The sequence below is a fragment of the Pseudomonas sp. M47T1 genome, assembly GCF_000263855.1.
Taxonomy (GTDB): Bacteria; Pseudomonadota; Gammaproteobacteria; order Pseudomonadales; family Pseudomonadaceae; genus Aquipseudomonas.
The window spans coordinates 39,948-57,205 of sequence record NZ_AJWX01000001.1; the positions used below are offsets into that span (position 1 = coordinate 39,948).

The 17,258-nt window shown below is 62.4% G+C and carries 16 protein-coding genes; 13 read left to right on the forward strand and 3 right to left on the reverse strand.

The annotated features are described in order from the left end of the window. Nucleotides 1-21: 21 nt before the first annotated feature. Nucleotides 22-927 carry a TauD/TfdA dioxygenase family protein gene (locus PMM47T1_RS00195; protein WP_008364641.1) on the forward strand — a complete coding sequence of 302 codons (906 nt, stop codon included), beginning with the start codon at nt 22-24 and terminating at the stop codon, nt 925-927. Between the two features lie 80 nt (nt 928-1,007). On the opposite strand, the gene PMM47T1_RS00200 is transcribed toward PMM47T1_RS00195, so the two are convergent. From PMM47T1_RS00200 to PMM47T1_RS00210, 3 genes are all read right to left on the reverse strand, one after another. Further along, complete coding sequence (locus PMM47T1_RS00200; RefSeq protein WP_008364643.1) at nt 1,008-2,612, reverse strand: alkaline phosphatase family protein; 1,605 nt, start codon at nt 2,610-2,612, stop codon at nt 1,008-1,010. 15 nt (nt 2,613-2,627) lie between these two features. Further along, the gene (locus tag PMM47T1_RS00205; protein WP_008364644.1) at nt 2,628-3,677 is read right to left on the reverse strand and encodes an ABC transporter substrate-binding protein; all 1,050 of its coding nucleotides are present in this window, start codon (nt 3,675-3,677) and stop codon (nt 2,628-2,630) included. Nucleotides 3,678-3,920: 243 nt separating this feature from the next. Next, complete coding sequence (locus tag PMM47T1_RS00210; RefSeq protein WP_008364646.1) at nt 3,921-4,871, reverse strand: LysR family transcriptional regulator; 951 nt, start codon at nt 4,869-4,871, stop codon at nt 3,921-3,923. A gap of 178 nt (nt 4,872-5,049) precedes the next feature. Between PMM47T1_RS00210 and PMM47T1_RS00215 the strand changes: the two genes are divergently transcribed. The 12 genes from PMM47T1_RS00215 (at nt 5,050) to PMM47T1_RS00270 (ending at nt 17,185) form a co-directional block, all read left to right on the forward strand. Further along, complete coding sequence (locus PMM47T1_RS00215) at nt 5,050-7,416, forward strand: TonB-dependent receptor (protein ID WP_008364648.1); 2,367 nt, start codon at nt 5,050-5,052, stop codon at nt 7,414-7,416. A gap of 16 nt (nt 7,417-7,432) precedes the next feature. Continuing rightward, nucleotides 7,433-8,767, forward strand: a complete 1,335-nt coding sequence (locus PMM47T1_RS00220) for an aryl-sulfate sulfotransferase (RefSeq protein WP_008364650.1) — start codon at nt 7,433-7,435, stop codon at nt 8,765-8,767. A 227-nt stretch (nt 8,768-8,994) separates the two neighbouring features. Continuing rightward, nucleotides 8,995-9,810 (forward strand): energy transducer TonB, encoded by an 816-nt coding sequence (locus PMM47T1_RS00225; RefSeq protein WP_008364652.1) that lies wholly within the window; start codon nt 8,995-8,997, stop codon nt 9,808-9,810. Between the two features lie 27 nt (nt 9,811-9,837). Further along, nucleotides 9,838-10,563, forward strand: coding sequence for a MotA/TolQ/ExbB proton channel family protein (locus PMM47T1_RS00230; protein WP_008364653.1), 726 nt, complete (start codon nt 9,838-9,840; stop codon nt 10,561-10,563). A gap of 1 nt (nt 10,564) precedes the next feature. Further along, on the forward strand, nt 10,565-10,966 hold the full coding sequence (locus PMM47T1_RS00235) for an ExbD/TolR family protein (RefSeq protein WP_008364655.1): 402 nt from the start codon (nt 10,565-10,567) through the stop codon (nt 10,964-10,966). Between the two features lie 316 nt (nt 10,967-11,282). Next, nucleotides 11,283-11,864 carry an alpha/beta hydrolase gene (locus PMM47T1_RS00240; protein ID WP_008364656.1) on the forward strand — a complete coding sequence of 194 codons (582 nt, stop codon included), beginning with the start codon at nt 11,283-11,285 and terminating at the stop codon, nt 11,862-11,864. Between the two features lie 9 nt (nt 11,865-11,873). Continuing rightward, the gene (locus tag PMM47T1_RS00245) at nt 11,874-12,824 is read left to right on the forward strand and encodes a sigma 54-interacting transcriptional regulator (RefSeq protein WP_008364657.1); all 951 of its coding nucleotides are present in this window, start codon (nt 11,874-11,876) and stop codon (nt 12,822-12,824) included. Nucleotides 12,825-12,983: 159 nt separating this feature from the next. After that, complete coding sequence (locus tag PMM47T1_RS00250; protein ID WP_008364658.1) at nt 12,984-13,766, forward strand: MetQ/NlpA family ABC transporter substrate-binding protein; 783 nt, start codon at nt 12,984-12,986, stop codon at nt 13,764-13,766. 465 nt (nt 13,767-14,231) lie between these two features. Further along, a complete protein-coding gene (locus tag PMM47T1_RS00255; RefSeq protein WP_008364659.1) occupies nt 14,232-14,897 on the forward strand; it encodes an amino acid ABC transporter permease in 666 nt (221 codons plus the stop codon). Further along, complete coding sequence (locus PMM47T1_RS00260) at nt 14,878-15,537, forward strand: amino acid ABC transporter permease (protein ID WP_008364660.1); 660 nt, start codon at nt 14,878-14,880, stop codon at nt 15,535-15,537. The genes PMM47T1_RS00255 and PMM47T1_RS00260 overlap by 20 nt, the downstream gene beginning before the upstream one ends. Then, nucleotides 15,534-16,307: an amino acid ABC transporter ATP-binding protein gene (locus PMM47T1_RS00265; RefSeq protein ID WP_008364661.1), complete on the forward strand. Its 774-nt coding sequence runs from the start codon at nt 15,534-15,536 to the stop codon at nt 16,305-16,307. Before PMM47T1_RS00260 ends, PMM47T1_RS00265 begins: the two co-directional genes overlap by 4 nt. Beyond that, nucleotides 16,304-17,185: a transporter substrate-binding domain-containing protein gene (locus PMM47T1_RS00270; RefSeq protein ID WP_008364663.1), complete on the forward strand. Its 882-nt coding sequence runs from the start codon at nt 16,304-16,306 to the stop codon at nt 17,183-17,185. Before PMM47T1_RS00265 ends, PMM47T1_RS00270 begins: the two co-directional genes overlap by 4 nt. Nucleotides 17,186-17,258: the final 73 nt, after the last annotated feature.

A 17,258-nucleotide genomic window follows, 5' to 3' on the forward strand; every position in this document is an offset into this window, starting at 1 on the left:
TAGAGAGAAGAGGGTCGAACCATGAGCAATGCCGCACTCGCTACAAACTCCACCGCCGTTGCGTTGGATATTCACCCGGTGGCTGGCCGCATCGGTGCCGAAATCCGCGGGATCAAGCTGGGCGCCGATGTGGATGCCGCTACCGTGGCCGCCATTCAGGCTGCGCTGGTGCAGTACAAGGTGATCTTTTTCCGTGATCAGGGGCACCTGGACGACCAGAGCCAGGAAGCCTTCGCCCACCTGCTCGGCGAGCCGATTGCCCACCCCACCGTGCCGGTGCGCGACGGTACCCGCTACCTGATGCAACTGAGCGGCGCCGATGGCCAGCGTGCCAACTCGTGGCACACCGACGTGACCTTCGTCGACGCCTACCCCAAGGCGTCCATCCTGCGCTCGGTGATTGCCCCGGTGGCCGGGGGCGATACCGTATGGGCCAACACTGCGGCGGCCTACAACGAATTGCCTGCGCCCCTGCAGGAACTGGCCGACAAGCTGTGGGCCGTGCACAGCAACGAATATGACTATGCCTCGGCCAAGCCGGACGTGTCGGCCGAGAAGCTGGAGAACTACCGCAAGGTGTTTACCTCCACCGTATTCGAGACCGAGCACCCGGTAGTGCGTGTGCACCCTGTCAGCGGCGAGAAGACCCTGCTGCTGGGGCATTTCGTGAAGCGTATCAAGGGCTATTCGGCGGCCGATTCGGCGCACCTGTTCGGCATTCTGCAAAGCCACGTGGTACGCCTGGAAAACACCGTGCGCTGGCGCTGGAATACCGGTGATGTGGCCATCTGGGACAACCGCGCTACCCAGCATTACGCAGTGGACGACTACGGCACCCAGGAACGCATCGTGCGCCGGGTGACCTTGCAGGGCGAGGTGCCGGTGGGTGTGGCGGGGCAGCGTAGCGTGACCACCCGCGGGTTGTAGGGGCTGGCGTGGGAGCTGGCTTGCCAGCGAGGTGTTCGGGCCGCAAAAGCTCGCTGGCAAGCCAGCTCCCACAACGTTAATTACCAGACGCCGATAGGCACCAGTTTTTCTTCTTCCGGCTCGCCGTAGCGGAAACGCTGGCCGCGCAGGTCGATCTCGCGGTTGCTGATGGTGGTGCGTCGCTTCAGCCCGCGCAGCCAATCGAACAAATACCCCTGATGCTGCTCACGCACACTGGCGTAACCCGGGTCTGTGCCCAGGTCGTGCAGCTCGTTCGGGTCATTTTCCAGGTCGAACAACTGCGGGCGATAGCCGTCGTAGGCCAGGTATTTGAAGCGTTCACTGCGCACCATGTACATGCGGCAACGGTCAATCGGCTGCGCCAGCCGCTCGCGGGCCGGGGCCTGGAACGCATAATCGTATTCGGCCACCGCGTATTCGCGCCACAGCGGTTGCTGGCCATGCAGCAACGGGATCAGCGAGCGGCCTTCCAGGCGGTGGTCTGCCGGCGGCAAGCCCAGGGCGTCGAGAAATGTGGGCAGCGCGTCGATGGTCTCGGCCAGCCGGTGGTCCACCGTGCCGCGGGTGACATCGGCCTCGGCACGCGGGTCGCGCACAATCAGTGGCACACCCACGGCAGGTTCCAGCAAGAACTCCTTTTCGCCCAGGAAGTGGTCACCCAGATAATCGCCGTGGTCGCTGGTGAATACGATCAGCGTGTCATCCCAACGGCCGTTGCTTTGCAGGAAATCGAACAGCCGCCCCAACTGGTCGTCCACCTGCTTGATCAGGCCCATGTAAGTCGGAATCACGTTCAGGCGCACCTCCTCGCGGGAGAAGTTGCGGCTCTCTTCGTGCTGGCGAAAGGCGTTGTACACCGGGTGGTCGTTCTCTTCGCCCGGGGCCGGGCGCACGGCTGCCAGCACCTGGTGGTGGCCGTACAGCGCGTGGTACGGCGCCGGGGCAATGTAGGGCCAGTGCGGCTTGATATAGGACAGGTGCAGGCACCAGGGTTGCTCGCCCTGTTCGCTGATGAAGTCCATGGCCCGGTCAGTGGTGTAGACCGTTTCCGAGTGCTGCTCGGGCACCCGCGCCGGCAGGTGCGAGTTGCGCATTTTCCAGCCGCTGAGAATCTCGCCATTGTCGCCTTCGGCGGCATTGGCCCAGTCGTGCCAGGGGTTGACGCCGGCGTAGCCGAGCTTGCGCAGGTAATGGGTGTAGGGTGCGCTTTCGCGCTTGCCGTCGAATATAGGGTCGTGGGGGAACAGGCCGTCATGGCGCACGTAGGGCTCGAAGCCCACTTCGTTGAGCTGTTCGGCCCGGGAGCTGTCCGGCGCCATGGCCAGGCGCTGCTGGGCATCGGTGTTGGGCGTGGCGTGAGTCTTGCCTACCAGCGCGGTGCGGATACCGGCCGGGCGCAGGTAGTCGCCGATGGTCAGCTCGTCCAGCGGCAGCGGCACGGCATTCCACGCCACCTGATGGCTGCTGACGTAGCGCCCGGTATAGGCCGACATGCGCGACGGCCCGCAGATGGTGCCCTGGGTATAGGCGCGGCTAAAGCGCACGCCGGCGTCGGCCAGGCGGTCGATGTTGGGCGTGTGCAGGTGCGGGTGGCCGTAGCACGACAGGTAATCGCGACGCAGTTGGTCGCACATGATGTACAGCACGTTCTTGATGGCAGTCATGGTCGGTACCTGGAATCAGAGGGCTTTGCCGGTGGCGTCGAAGGCGGGCCACAGGGTGTCGAGTTTCTGCTGCTGCACGGCGGCGTCGACGAAGCGAGGCTCCACCCAGTCGGCGGCAGTGAAGGGGCGACGAATCAGGCCCAGGGTCTTGGCCTGGTCGATGCTGTTTTGCAGGCTGGCGCGCAGGAATGGGTCTATGCGTGGCGAGTCGCGGAACTTCAGGTCATCGCCTGCGCTTTCTTGCTCAAACAGTTGCGCAGGAATGGCGCTCTGCTCAGCCATCAGCTGGTTGTAGGGCGCCTGGTTTTGCGGCTCGGTGAGGTAGGCCGCGTTCTTGACCAGCACATTGATCAGGCGCTGGGTCAGGTTGGGGTGCTTGTCGATGAAGTCCTGGGTGGCGACCAGGCCGGCCTGGGTAGTGGCCAGGCGTGGCAGCTGCTTGGTGCTGAGCGGGAACTGGATGCACTGCTTGTCCAGAGCCAGGATGCCCATGCCTGACCAAGTGGCGTCGATCTGACCGCTGGCCAGGGCGGCGCGCGAAGCGCTCCAGTCCAGGCTGATGATTTGCAGGTCGCGTTCCTTCAGGCCCTGGCTCTCCAGGGCACGGGCGAACGACAACTGGTCGGCGGTACCTCGGTACACCGCCACGCGCTTGCCTTTGAGGTCGGCAAGGCTGTGGATGTTCGAGGTGGGCGTTACCGCAAGGTAGGTGTTGGCGCCGCGCGCACCCAGCAACAGGCGGGTTTGCAGGCCGCTGGAGCGCCCGATAATGGCTGCCAGATCACCCAGCCAGGCGAAGTCCAATTGCTGATTGGCCAGTGCTTCGTTGACGGCGGGGCCGGCGCCTTTGAAGAAGTGCCACTCCACTTTCACGCCGTCGGCGGCAAACTCGTTTTCCAGCTGCTTCCGGATATGCGCCAGGCCCACCGGGCCGGCAATGAACGGCGTGCTGCCGGCGCCCTGGTCGGGCGAGCCGATGCGAATGGTCACGGGATCGGCTGCCTGAGCCTGGCCCAGCAGGCCGGCCAACACTAAGCCGAGCAGTGGTTTGAAGAACTTTTTCATAGGCCTTCCTGATTGCGCAAGTCACTGAAATAGCGACTATTTCGCGATCAGGTAGGGGTATTCGGCAAGCGCATTCAATGAATACTTTGTATGCATGAAATGCATGCCAGGCACGCGCCTTGTTGATTCTGTGGGAGCGGGTTCTACCCGCGAAGAGCACACCGCGCCGTGACGGCCCAATCGCAGGGCTCTTTTCGCGGGCAGAGCCGGATGTCCGGCGCCCGATCCCACAGGTGCGGGCATCTAAACGGCCAGGTTGTGGATGTTGTAGGTATCCACCGTTTCATCCTGAACATCCACCCGCTTGATCTCCTCGATCATCGCTTCAGCCAGCGGCGACAACCGATACCCTGCGCGGCTGACGATGCCGTAACGGGTGAACAACTCATCGCGCTGTTCATCCAGCCCTTTTATACGCAAGCGCACCAACTCGCCACGGGCTGTTTGCAGGGCGTCACTGTAGGTGCCGCAAATGCCGATGGCGTCCGAGCGCAGCACCACGCTAAGCAACGCATAGCTGCTTTCGCACTCCACATTGGCGCTGAAATCCGGCCGGCCGCTGAGGTCGGCCAGCACCTTGCGCAGGTTCGGCGGGCGCAGGGTGGCGGCCAGCGGGTAGCTAAGCAACTGTTCGGCGTTGACGGTTTGCAGTTGCGCCAACGGGTGCCCCGCGCGGCAGCAGAAATGCCATTTGCGCGGGCGCAGGCGGTGGGTGTGGTAGTCGGGGTCGGCCTCGAACTGGCGGGTGTCGGCGACGAAGAATTCGAACTCCTCGCTGAGCAGGCGCTTGCTCAGGCTGTGCCAGTCATCCACCTGGAACTGCACGCGGGCCTTGGGGTAACGGCTGATGAAGCTGGCAATGGCGCTGGGCACCAACCCCGAGGCGGGCGCCGGGCCGCAGCCGAAACGCAATTCGCCGGCCTCCAGGCCATTGAACTGGCTGATCTCGTTGCTCAGTTGGCGTGCGCCGCTGACCAGCCGGCGTGCATGTTCGAGCACCACCTGGCCCTGCTTGGTGGGCGGCAGTTCCTTGCGGCCACGGTCCACCAATTGGCAGCCCACGCTGTGTTCCAGCGCCTGGATGCTGCGGCTGAAGGCCGATTGCGACAGGTTAACCGCCACTGCGGCAGCGACGAAGCTGCGGTGTTCGGCCAGGGCAATCAGGTGACGAAGTTGGCGCAGGTCTATATGCATTTTTCACATTAAAAGTATCGGGCAAATGCATTTGCTATGCATCCGGTGCACTCCTTATAAAGGCAATCACTTATGCAGTAAATCTCTAGAAAAACATATGTAAATAACAGAAAGGAATATGCGGAGAGAGCGCGCCTTGTTCGTCGCTCCCCCGATTCCTTCACTCAGGAGCCGCGTCATGAGTCGTCCACGTTCTGTAGTCCCCACTTCCGCGAGGCGGCTCAAGCGCCTGCCACTGGCGTTGTTGCTGGCCGGTTGCGCCGGTTTTTCCCTGGCCCATGCGGCGGATGAAACAACGCCCGCCGCCCAGGACACGCCGGCTACCCAGGCCAAGGATGACGGCACCCACCTCAAGACCGTGACCGTGACCGCCCGGCGCCGTGAGGAAAGTGCCCAGGACGTGCCCACGCCGATCAGCACCGTCGACGGAGCCACCCTGGAAAGCCAGCACGTTTACCGCATTCAGGACCTGCAGCAACTGGTACCCAGTGTCAACGTGGCCTTCATGCATGCGCGTCAGTCCAGCGTGTCCATCCGTGGCCTGGGTAACAACCCGGCCAGTGACGGCCTGGAAGGCAGCGTGGGCCTGTACATCGACAACGTCTACCTGGGCCGCCCGGGCATGGCCGTGTTCGACCTGATGGACATCGACCAGCTGGCCGTGCTGCGCGGCCCGCAAGGCACGCTGTTCGGCAAGAACACCACGGCGGGGGTGATCAACATCACCACCCGTGCGCCTAGCTTTACCCCCGAGCGCACCATCGAAAGTTCGGTGGGCGAGCACGGTTACGTGCAGACCAAGGGCACCATTTCCGGCCCCATCACCGACGAACTGGCCGGGCGCCTGTCGGTGTACCGCAGCGACAGCGGCGGCACCATCACCAACGAAGACAATGGCCACAAGCTGGGCGGTGGCGAGCGTGATGGCGTGCGCGGGCAACTGCTGTTCAAGCCCAACGAAGACTTCAGCCTGCGCGCCATCCTCGACTACAACGAGGAAGATTCCAGCTCCGGTACCCGCACGCTGTTCAACACCGGACCCACCGTCAATGGCGTCAACCTTTACGAGACCCGCGCTGCGGCGGCCGGCGCCACGCTGGTGGACCCCGGCTCGCGCAAGGTCAACCTGGACAACAGCCAGCACGTGACCGTGCACCAAGGTGGCGGCTCGGTGGAAGCCAACTGGAAACTGCCGAGCGACTTCACCTTGACGTCCATCAGTTCCTATCGCTTCTGGGATTTCACCCCGCGCAACGATGATGGCTTGAACGTGCCCGCGTCCTATAACGCCGGCGTGTCGGTGGAAGACAAGCAGTGGTCCCAGGAATTTCGCCTGGCATCGCCCACGGGCGGGCCGTTCGACTACGTGCTGGGTGCCTACTATTTCGGCTCCAAAACCGACAACAAGTCCTTCGCCTACTACGGACCGCAGGCGGATGTCTGGAACGGCACGCCCACCGGTGCGCTGGCCAACGTCACCAGCATCGGCTATGGCCACATCGACACCGACAGCTTCGCGCTGTTCGCCCAGGGCACCTGGCACCTCACGCCCAAGCTGGACCTGACCGCCGGTATCCGCGGAACCTATGAAGAGAAGAGCGCCACGGTTGAGCGTGATGCACCCGTGGGCGGCGCCACGGTGACCGGCGCTGCGGCGACGTCGCGCAATGCCCGCGCCGGTGCCTACAACTCTGGCGACCTCAGCCTGTACAGCGCCAGCCCGTCGGGCATGGTCAACCTCAGCTACCACTTCACCGACGACTTGATGGGCTACGCTACCTTGTCCCACGGTGAGAAGTCCGGTGGCGTGAACCTGGCGGTGGGCAGTGCGCCCACTGCCGGTGCCGACTCGCTGCTGATCGGTTCCGAGCGCGCCAACGACGCGGAACTGGGCGTCAAGAGCACCCTGTGGGACCGTCGCCTGCTGCTCAACGCCAACCTGTTCTGGACCACGGTAAACGGTTACCAGGCCAACGCCTATGACGCCACCAACCGCGTGTCCTACCTGACCAACGCCGGTACCGTGCGCTCGCGCGGCCTGGAGTTGGACGGCACGGTTATTCCGGTCAAGGGCCTGACCCTGAACTTCAACGGCTCGTACAACGACGTTCGCTACATGTCCTACAAGGACGCCCCGTGCCCGCCGGAAGTCAGCGAGCAAACCGGAGCACCGGCCTCGTGCAGCCTGTCCGGCCACCAGGTGGCGGGCGCCTCGAAGTACGTGTTCAACACCAACGGCGAATACAAGTGGAACTGGGATAACGGCCTGGAAGAGTACGTCACTGGCAGCTACTCCTACCGCTCCCACGCGGTGGGCACCCTGGAAGATTCCGCTTACGCACAGATCCCCGGCTACAGCCTGGTCAACCTCAGCACCGGCTTTCGCGGCAACCTCGGCCAGGGCCAGTGGGACGTCTCGCTGTGGCTGAAGAACGCCTTCGACAAGACCTATTACACCACCCTGTGGGCCGAGGGTAACGGCGGCTACAGCGGCGTGCTCGGCGACCCGCGCACCCTGGGCGTCACCGCCCGCTATGACTTCTAAAAAAAGGAGCGTGATGATGAAAGCATTCAAGACTGCCTTGCTCGCCAGTGCCGTGTTTGCCTCGGCGGCCCAGGCCGCACCCAGCGTTTACCCCACCGGGGTGACCCGCTACGACCCGGCCAAGGCCTACAACCAATACGTGATCTTCGCCGGTGCCGACAAGCAGACCCACTTGATCGACATGGATGGCAACGAGGTCAAGAACTGGCCGCAAAATGGCTTCCCGTCGGCCATCATCGACCCGAAGCTGGTGGGCGGCGAGCGCGGCCATGTGCTGTTGCAGCTGTCCGACAAGGCCCCCGGGCCACTGGGCGCGGCTGGCAACGGCCTGGCCAACCAGAGCGTCGGCGAGCTGGACTGGAATGGCAAGGTGGTATGGCAGTGGGGCGACAAGGCGCCTGGCGGCGCCGCCCAGCAACACCATGACCAGCGGCGCCTGAGCAACGGCGACACCCTGGTGCTGGCCAACAAGGTGCACAAGGTGGCCGGTTTCAAGGTGCCGCAGTTGATCGATGACGTGGTCTATGAAGTAGACCCTCAGGGCCAGGTGAAATGGCAATGGCTGGCCAGTGACCACCTCACCGAGTTCGGTTTCACGCCCGCGCAGTTGAAGCTGGTGCGGGCCACGGACAACCCGGACTACCTGCACATCAACAACCTCAGCGTGGTGGGCCCCAACAAGTGGTTCGATGGCGGTGACAAGCGCTTCGCCCCCGACAACCTGCTGCTGGATTCACGCAACTCCAACTTCATCGCCATCATCGACAAGGCCAGCGGCAAGGTGGTGTGGCACCTGGGCCCGAACCTGCCGACCATCAACCCGAAAACCGCCCAGCAGGTACCGCGGCCACTGGACCAGTTTGTCGGTCAGCATGACGTGCACATCATTCCTGCCGGTTTGCCGGGCGCCGGCAACCTGTTGGTGTTCGACAATCAAGGTACCGCTGGCTACCCGTCGGCGCCCTTGGGCCTGACGCCAGGCTCACGGGTGCTGGAAGTTGACCCGATCAAACAGCAGGTGGTGTGGCAGTACACCGCTGCCAGCTCCAAACAGCCCTCGTGGGCCTTCTATAGCTCGTTCATCAGCAGCGCCCGGCGCTTGCCCAACGGCAACACCCTGATCGACGAGGGCATGAACGGGCGCTTCTTCCAGGTCACCGACAAGGGTGAGATCGTCTGGGAGTACGTGAGCCCGTACCAAGGCAAGGCGCCAGGCAGTGAGGCCATCAGTAACTGGGTGTACCGCGCCTTGCCGGTGGCCTATGACTGGGTGCCAGAAGGCACGCCCCATGCTGAAACAGCCGTGCTGGCGCCCGATGCCGCACTGAAAAACGCTAGCGTCAGCCGCTGAAATCCATGCCTTGGGGGAATATTTCAAATGCCTTCAAGGCATCGCCTTTCCAGCCCTCTGCTACAGGCCTTGCAGGCCGGGGGGTGGAGCAGGAACGGGGTTCTGAATATTCCATAAAAGAATATGTATAACTTTAAAGATTACTTTAAGAGCTAAGCGTATGGCGTTGATGATTCGCCTCGCGAGGCCTCCCTCGCGTTATCGCTGAAAACCGCAGGAGTACAACAATGGGCAATGTCCAGACCGCAGCCAGTGCACCCCAGGCGTTCGCGCGCCAGGCGCCCGGTGGCGAGTTGGTCGACCTGGGCCGAGCGCACCGTGCGCCGCTGGTCCAGTCGCGTCTGCACACAACCCCCAAGGGTGTACTGAGCCGGCGTGAAGGGATTCTGCTGGGCGTGTTTGCGCTGGTGCTGCATGGCGCGGTGATTTACTGGCTGAGCCAGAAACCGCTGGAAGCGCTGCCGATCAAGCCACCAGAAATCCCGCCAATGACCATCGAGTTTTCTCAACCGGCACCGCCGGTGGTTGAAACGCCTCCACCGCCGCCGCCACCACCGGTGGCGCAGCCCGTGGAGCCGCCACCACCGGTGGAGGACGAACTGGCCACCAAGCCGCCGCCCAAGCCAAAACCCAAACCCAAGCAGGTCGCCAAGCCCCTGCCCAAGCCGGTACCCAAACCGGTAGAGCAGCCACCCGCGCCGCCACAACCGGTCGCCGCACCGACGCCACCCGCGCCGCCTGCGCCACCGGCACCGAAACCGGTGACCCCGGCTTCGGCCAACGCTGGCTACTTGCATAACCCGGCGCCTGAATACCCGGCCCTGGCCATGCGCCGCAACTGGGAAGGCACCGTGCTGTTGCGAGTGCATGTACTGGCCACCGGCAAGCCGGGCGAAATACAGATTCAGAAAAGCAGTGGTCGCGATCAGCTCGATGACGCCGCCCTGGCTGCGGTGAAGCGTTGGAGCTTCGTACCGGCCAAGCAGGGCGATGTTGCCCAGGACGGCTGGGTCAGCGTTCCCATCGACTTCAAGATCCGCTAATTCGCGCTAACAAAAGGAATACACATCATGAGTTCATTGGCTTCCCCATTTGCATCCATCGAAGGCGCGGTGATCTGGCTGCTGATTGTCTTCTCCGTCGCCACCTGGGGCCTGTTCCTGCTCAAGGGCACGCAGTTCGGTCGCCTGAAGAACCAGGACCGCAAGTTCCACAAGCAATTCTGGGCGGCGTCGAGCCTCGACTCGGCGGCCGAACTGACCGTGACCCAGCCTGGCGCCGCCGCTCGCGTCGCCCAGGCCGGCTATGCCGCGATCCAGGTAGGTGAACCCGGCCATGCTGCTGACCTGAGCCAGGCCATCAACCACCAGGACCGCCTGGAACGCGCCCTGCGCCAGCAGATCGTGCGTGAGCGCCGTTCGCTGGAAACCGGCCTGGCCGTGCTAGCCAGTATCGGCTCCACCTCGCCGTTCATCGGCCTGTTCGGCACCGTGTGGGGCATCATGTCTGCCCTCAAGGGTATCAGCGCAGCCGGTTCGGCCAGCCTTGAAACCGTTGCCGGCCCCATCGGTTCGGCGCTGGTTGCCACCGGCGTGGGTATTGCCGTCGCCGTGCCGGCGGTACTGGTCTACAACTTCTTCCTGCGCCGCCTGAAGCTGACCGTCGCCGACCTGGACGACTTCGCCCATGACTTCTATAGCCTGGCCCAGAAGAGTTCGTTCCGCGTACTGCTGCACCCGGCCCTGACCAAGACTGCCCAGGGTACTGGCGGCCAGAAAGTGAAGGAGGCGTCCTGATATGGCCTTCTCTACCCAGGACAGTGATGAGGTACTGAGCGAGATCAACGTGACGCCGCTGGTGGACGTGATGCTGGTACTGCTGGTGGTATTCATCGTCACCGCGCCGCTGCTGACCAACTCCATCCCCATCAACCTGCCCAAGACCGACTCGGTGGCGCCGGTGGAACAGAAGGACCCGCTGGTGGTGAGCATCGACGGTGGCGGCAAGTTCTTCATCAACAAGGACGAAGTGCAGCCCGACTTGCTGGAATCGAATCTGGAAGCCGCCAAGGCCAAGAACCCTGACGTGCGCGTGCAGCTGCAGGCCGATGACGGCGTGGGGTATGGCAAGGTGGCGGGGGCGATGGCTTCGATCGAAAAGGCCGGCATCACCAAGTTGTCGGTCATCACCAAGCGTTAGGCATTGATGTGGTTTTTTCGGGCCGCTCCTCAGGCAGGGGGCGGCCCTTTTTTTTGCATTCAAAACCACCACCACCGGCCGCCGGAAACACTAGGCATTGCCAGTGTCCGCTTTGTTTGCCCACTCTAAAGCGGTGTAGGCCCTGTTTTTTTGGTTGCAGTGTTCGTATATATGAGAATTGTTCTCGAATGCCTCGGCGATGAGCTGAATTAGGCATATCGTTATCAGTTATTAATAAATAGCTTCTTATTCCTTAAAGAATATATGGCCTGCCTTTATACTGAACCCCACGTAAACGATGCAGGAGGCGTATTTCATGCGCAACGAATCGACCCGCTATCTGATTGTGCCGGGCTGGCAAGGTTCGCCAGAGGACCACTGGCAAACCCACTGGCAGGCCAGCCTGCCCAACAGCGCCCGGGTCGAGCAGGATGACTGGCATGCCCCCCAGCGTGAAGCCTGGGTGGGGGCGCTGGAACAGGCCATCGATGCCGACGACACGCCGGTGATTCTGGTTGCCCACAGTCTGGGCTGCATCGCTGTTGCCCATTGGGCCGAGCATGCGCCCCGGGCTTCGCTGCGCAAGGTGCGTGGCGCGTTGCTGGTGGCGCCTGCCGATGTAGAGCGGCCTGCCTGCGCCCCGGCCTTGCGCAATTTCGCCCCCCTCCCGCGTCACCTGTTGCCGTTCCCCAGCCAGATCGTCAGCTCCGACAACGACCCGGCCGTCAGTGTGCCTCGTGCACTGGACATGGCCCGTGACTGGGGCAGCGAGGCCGGTTTCCTCACGGGCGCCGGGCACATCAACGTCAAGTCCGGGCACCAGCGCTGGGAGCAAGGATTCGCTTATCTCTACCGTCTGCAGGGTCGTATCGAGCAACACGCCTTGCGTCGGGCCTAAGGTGTTGTCATGACTCAACCTGAACATTTTGGCCAGCCGTTGCTGACCTTCCCCGAAGTTGACAAAAGCCCGCTGAGCATTCGCGCCAAGGCGCTGGTGTTCGTTGACCCGCGCTCGCGGCAATTGCGTGGGGAACTGGAAAGCCTGGCGCCGCGTAGCCTGCCAGTGCTGATCCACGGCGAGACCGGTACCGGCAAAGAGTTGCTGGCCCGTCATATTCACCGGGCCAGCGACCGTGGTGGGCTGTTCGTGTCGGTCAACTGTGGCGCCATCAGCCCGACCTACGCCGATGCCGAGTTGTTCGGCTACAGTGCCGGCGCCTACAGTGGCTCGGCGGGCAGCCGTGCCGGCTGGTTCGGCTCGGCCAACGGCGGCACCCTTTACCTGGACGAGATCGGCGACTTGCCGCTGCCCATTCAACAGAAGCTGCTGGCGGCCCTGGAAAACCATGAGGTCACCCGGGTAGGTGCGCAGCAGCCCAGCCCGGTGGATGTGCGCCTGGTAGCCGCCACCAGTATCGACCTGGCCCAGGCCGTGGCCGCCGGCAAGTTCAACGAGCGGTTGTTCCATTACCTGAGTGAAGGCCAACTGGCCTTGCCGGCCCTGCGCGAGCGCCCGGGCGATATCCTCTCACTGGCCGAATATTTCGTGGGTATCTACAGCGTGCGCCTGAACCTGGGCGTGCCGTTGATCAGCGAAGCCGCCCAGCAGGTTTTGGAGCGCCACAGCTGGCCGGGCAACACCCGTGAACTGGAAAACGTCATCCACTTTGCGCTGCTGGTAAACAGCGGTGACGAAATCCTCCCCGAGCATTTGAACCTGCCGGTGCAGGCCGACCCGTTGATCGAAATCGCGCAACGCATCCAGGCGCTGTTAGCCGAAGGCTCTGGCTCGGCCCTTCAGGGGCTGCGAGCGTTGCTGGATGACGCGGCATTGCGTGTGGCGCAACGAAACGATTGATCCATGCGTCGGGCGCCTACATGGCCATTTGCCGAGAAATCGCAAAAAGGGCATAAGCATTGAAATAAAAGATATTGTATTGATATAAAAAATATCGGTATCGTCCGCCACCAAGCCGGCCAACTACGCAGCTGGCACCTTATTGATCAAGGACTTTGCATGAAAAAGGCTCTGCTGTTCACTGCCCTGGCCGCCGCCCTGACCATGGGTGTTGCCAACGCCAACGAAAAACTGGTGGTTGCCGCCACCCCGGTCCCGCACGCTGAAATCCTTGAGCTGGTGAAGCCGATCCTGGCCAAGGAAGGTGTGGACCTGGAAATCAAGGTATTCACCGACTACGTGCAGCCAAACGTGCAGGTTGACCAGAAGCGTCTTGACGCCAACTACTTCGAGACCCTGCCCTACCTGAAGAACTTCAACGAAGGCAAGGGCACCAACCTGGTCACTGTGGTCGGCGTTCACGTTGAACCCTTCGGCGGCTACTCGAAGAAAATCAAGTCGCTGTCCGAGCTCAAAGACGGCGCTACCGTTGCCATTCCGAACGAAGGTAGCAACAGCGGCCGCGCCCTGATCCTGCTGCAGAAAGCCGGCCTGATCACCCTGAAAGATCCGAAGAACGCCCTGGCCACGCCGAAAGACATCGCCGAGAACCCTAAGCACCTGAAGTTCAAGGAGCTGGAATCGGCCATGCTGCCACGCGCCCTGGACCAGGTTGACCTGGACATGATCAACACCAACTACGCGCTGGACGCGGGCCTGAACCCGGCCAAGGACGCCCTGGTGATTGAAGGCGCCGACTCGCCGTACGTGAACTACCTGGTTGCCCGCCCGGACAACAAGGACAGCGACGCCATGAAGAAACTGGCCGCCGCCCTGACCAGCCCAGAAGTGAAGGCGTTCATCGAGAAGAAATACAACGGCGCGGTACTGCCGGCGTTCTGATAGCCGCCAGCACTCGCTGACCCAAAAACGCCGACGGCTTGCACAGCGTCGGCGTTTTTTATTGTGTAGTGTGCAAGGCTTGTTCTGTGGGAGCGGGTTCTACCCGCAAACCATCACCGCGCGGTGTCTGAATCACTGCGGCGGACCCTTCGCGGGCAGAGCCCGCTACCACACAATGATTGCCCCCCACTGCCTATCGCGCCGCCTTGACCGCGCGGCGCAGGGCGGCCAGCAGCTTGAGCACTTCCTGTGGGTCGAGCTTCTTCACGGTGTTGTTATTCATTGTGGGTCTTCCTTGCAATGGCTGATTTTTTTCGAGTACGGCCGTGCGAAAAAGATCCATGGCCCAGGCGAAAAAAATCAGTGATATGCATATTCCTTAACGGTATTTAAATTTACTTTTATATACCTTTAAAGTCGCTTCCTGCGCCGTCACCCGACAGCGCGCCAGGAGGCTGCTTTTCCTTGAACCTCGATGTCCCTTTTATCCTCAGCACGCTGCCGGCCTTCCTCAGGGCGGTAGGGGTTACGCTGCAAGTTGGTTTGATCGCCATTGCCACCTCGTTGCTGGTGGCGCTGGTCAATGTCGCGTTGCTCGCATACCGCACCCCTTACCTGCATCGCCTGGTGGCCCTTTACGTGGAGCTGGCGCGCAACACGCCCTTGCTGATCCAGCTGTTTTTCGTCTACTTCGCCCTGCCGGCGCTGGGCGTCAAGGTCTCAGGCTTCACTGCGGCCATCATCACCATGACTTTCCTGGGCGGCGCCTACCTCACCGAGGTGCTGCGCGCCGGCGTGGAGGCGGTGCCTGCCGCGCAGATCGAATCCGGCCGTTCCATTGGGCTCTCCAACACCCAGTTGCTGCGCCACGTGATCCTGCCCCAGGCTGGCATCCTCAGCCTGCCGGCGCTGTTCGCCAATTTCATTTTCCTGCTCAAGGAAACCACCGTGGTCTCGGCCGTGGCCGTGCCGGAAATTCTCTACACCACCAAGAGCTACATCGCCTTGTACTACAAGACCTACGAAATGCTCACGGTGCTGACGCTGATTTGCGTGCTGCTGTTCCTGCCACTGTCGCTGTTGCTCAGCTACCTGGAACGGAGGCTGCAGCATGGCCAGTTCGGGTCTTGAGTTGCTGCTGGTGTCCTCGCCGCAACTGGCCAAGGGCGCCGCGCAGACACTGGCGATTTCGGCGTTGAGCATTGTCTTCAGCAGCCTGGGCGGGTTGCTGTATGGCGTGTTGCGCAGCCTTGGCCTGCGCGGCGTGAACCTGTTGTTGCGGGTGTACCTGGAGCTGTTCCGCGCCATTCCGGTGCTGGTCTGGCTGTACCTGCTGTTCTTCGGTTTGCCGATCTTCCTGGGCCTGAGCATTCCGGCGTTCTGGTGCGCGGTGCTGGTGTTGTCGCTGTGGGGTGCCACCGAGGTAGGCGAGGTGGTGCGCGGTGCACTTCAGTCGCTGCCGCGCGGCCAGCGCGAGGCGGGGCTGTCCATCGGTCTGTCCGGCGTTCAGCTGTACGGCTATGTACTGTTGCCCCAGGCGCTCAAGCGCATGACACCACCCACCATCAACATCTACACGCGCATCATCAAGACCAGCTCGCTGGCGGTGCTGATCGGTGTGGTCGACGTGATCAAAGTGGGCCAGCAGATCATCGAGCGCACCTATGAATCAGTACTGATCTACGGCGCGCTGTTCCTGTTCTTCTTTTTTATCTGCTACCCGCTGTCGGCCGCCTCCCGCGTGCTGGAGCGGCGCTGGACGCAAGCATGAGCGCACTGATCGAGTTCAAGGGTTTCAACAAATACTTCGGCGCCCACCAGGTGCTAGACGGCATCGACCTGGATGTACAGGCCGGTGAGGTGATCGTGGTGCTGGGCCCCAGCGGCTGTGGCAAGAGCACCTTGCTGCGCTGCCTCAATGGCCTGGAAGTGGCCCACAGCGGCAGCCTGCGCCTGGCCGGCGAGGAACTGCTGACCAAGACCACCGACTGGCGCCAGGTGCGTCAGCAAGTGGGCATGGTGTTCCAGAGCTACCACTTGTTCGGGCACATGAGCGTGCTCGACAACATTTTGCTCGGCCCGCTCAAAGTGCAAGGCCGCGAGCGCGGCGAAGCCAGCGCCCAGGCCGAGGCGCTGCTGCGCCGGGTGGGGCTGTGGGACAAGCGCGACGCCTACCCACGCCAGCTTTCCGGAGGCCAGCAGCAGCGCATCGCTATCGTCCGCTCCCTGTGCATGAACCCGCAGGTGATGCTGTTCGACGAGGTCACTGCGGCGCTGGACCCGGAGATGGTCAAGGAAGTGCTGGAAGTGATCCTGGACCTGGCCCGCGGCGGCATGACCATGCTGATAGTCACTCACGAAATGGCCTTCGCTCGCGCGGTGGCCGACCGCATTGTGTTCATGGAAGCCGGGCGCATCCTTGAACAGCAGAATCCCGAGGCTTTCTTTACGAACCCGCAGACCGCACGCGCGCAGCAGTTCCTGGAGAAATTCTCCTATGTCGAAGCCATGCCCAAGTCGCATGCAAAGGAGCTTTCATGAAAACTGCCAAGTCGTCACTGTTGTGGGCGCCCCTGCTGGGGTTGGCCTTGCTGGCCGGTTGCAACAAATCCGAAGCACCCGCCAAGCCGGTGGCCTCCGGCGCCGCGCCGGCTACCACCCGCTATCTGGACACCATCAAGGCGCGGGACAAGCTGATTGTGGGGGTATTCACCGACAAGCCACCGTTTGGCTTCGTCGACGAGAAGGGCCGCTACGTGGGCTTTGATACCGACATCGCCCGCCAATTTGCCAAGGACCTGCTGGGCGATGAAAACAAGGTGGAGTTCGTGGCCGTGGAGCCCGCCAGCCGCATCCCCTTCCTGCAAAGCGACAAGGTCGACCTGATCCTGGCCAATATGACCGTGACCCCCGAGCGTCAGCAAGCCGTGGATTTCACCAACCCCAACCTCAAGGTGGCTGTGCAGGCCTTGGTGCCCCAGGACAGCAGCGTGAAGAACCTGGATGACCTGGCCACCCGTACCACCATCGTCACCACCGGTACCACGGCGGATGTCTGGCTGACCAAGAACCATCCGGACTGGAAACTGCTGAAGTTCGAGAAAAACTCCGAGTCGCTGCAGGCCCTGGCCAATGGCCGTGGCGATGCCTACGCCCAAGATAACCTGGTGCTGTTCAGCTGGGCCAAGCAGAACCCGGGCTACCGCGTGCTGGATGAGAAGCTGGGCGCCGAAGCGCCGATCGCGCCTGCGGTGAAGAAGGGCAATATCGAGTTGCGTGACTGGGTGAACGTTGAACTGGCCAAGCTGGGCGAGCAGAAGTACCTGCTCAAGCTCTACGACCAGTACGTGCGCAAGGAACTGAGCGACGATACCAAGCCTGAGAGCGTGATCGTAGAAGGCGGCAAGTGGCAGGGTTGATCCCTCAGATCCTGTAGCCGCTGCTGCGTTCGTGGGAGCCGGCTTGCCGGCGAGCTTTTCGGGCCTCAACAGC

Excerpts from the sequence above, each read along its gene's own strand:
- PMM47T1_RS00230 (WP_008364653.1), top strand. The coding sequence starts at position 9,838 with ATGAGTTCATTGGCTTCCCCATTTGCATCCATCGAAGGCGCGGTGATC.
- PMM47T1_RS00195 (WP_008364641.1), top strand. The coding sequence starts at position 22 with ATGAGCAATGCCGCACTCGCTACAAACTCCACCGCCGTTGCGTTGGAT.
- PMM47T1_RS00250 (WP_008364658.1), top strand. The coding sequence starts at position 12,984 with ATGAAAAAGGCTCTGCTGTTCACTGCCCTGGCCGCCGCCCTGACCATG.
- PMM47T1_RS00265 (WP_008364661.1), top strand. The coding sequence starts at position 15,534 with ATGAGCGCACTGATCGAGTTCAAGGGTTTCAACAAATACTTCGGCGCC.
- PMM47T1_RS00210 (WP_008364646.1), bottom strand. The coding sequence starts at position 4,871 with ATGCATATAGACCTGCGCCAACTTCGTCACCTGATTGCCCTGGCCGAA.
- PMM47T1_RS00235 (WP_008364655.1), top strand. The coding sequence starts at position 10,565 with ATGGCCTTCTCTACCCAGGACAGTGATGAGGTACTGAGCGAGATCAAC.
- PMM47T1_RS00225 (WP_008364652.1), top strand. The coding sequence starts at position 8,995 with ATGGGCAATGTCCAGACCGCAGCCAGTGCACCCCAGGCGTTCGCGCGC.
- PMM47T1_RS00240 (WP_008364656.1), top strand. The coding sequence starts at position 11,283 with ATGCGCAACGAATCGACCCGCTATCTGATTGTGCCGGGCTGGCAAGGT.
- PMM47T1_RS00245 (WP_008364657.1), top strand. The coding sequence starts at position 11,874 with ATGACTCAACCTGAACATTTTGGCCAGCCGTTGCTGACCTTCCCCGAA.
- PMM47T1_RS00260 (WP_008364660.1), top strand. The coding sequence starts at position 14,878 with ATGGCCAGTTCGGGTCTTGAGTTGCTGCTGGTGTCCTCGCCGCAACTG.
- PMM47T1_RS00215 (WP_008364648.1), top strand. The coding sequence starts at position 5,050 with ATGAGTCGTCCACGTTCTGTAGTCCCCACTTCCGCGAGGCGGCTCAAG.
- PMM47T1_RS00200 (WP_008364643.1), bottom strand. The coding sequence starts at position 2,612 with ATGACTGCCATCAAGAACGTGCTGTACATCATGTGCGACCAACTGCGT.
- PMM47T1_RS00220 (WP_008364650.1), top strand. The coding sequence starts at position 7,433 with ATGAAAGCATTCAAGACTGCCTTGCTCGCCAGTGCCGTGTTTGCCTCG.
- PMM47T1_RS00270 (WP_008364663.1), top strand. The coding sequence starts at position 16,304 with ATGAAAACTGCCAAGTCGTCACTGTTGTGGGCGCCCCTGCTGGGGTTG.
- PMM47T1_RS00205 (WP_008364644.1), bottom strand. The coding sequence starts at position 3,677 with ATGAAAAAGTTCTTCAAACCACTGCTCGGCTTAGTGTTGGCCGGCCTG.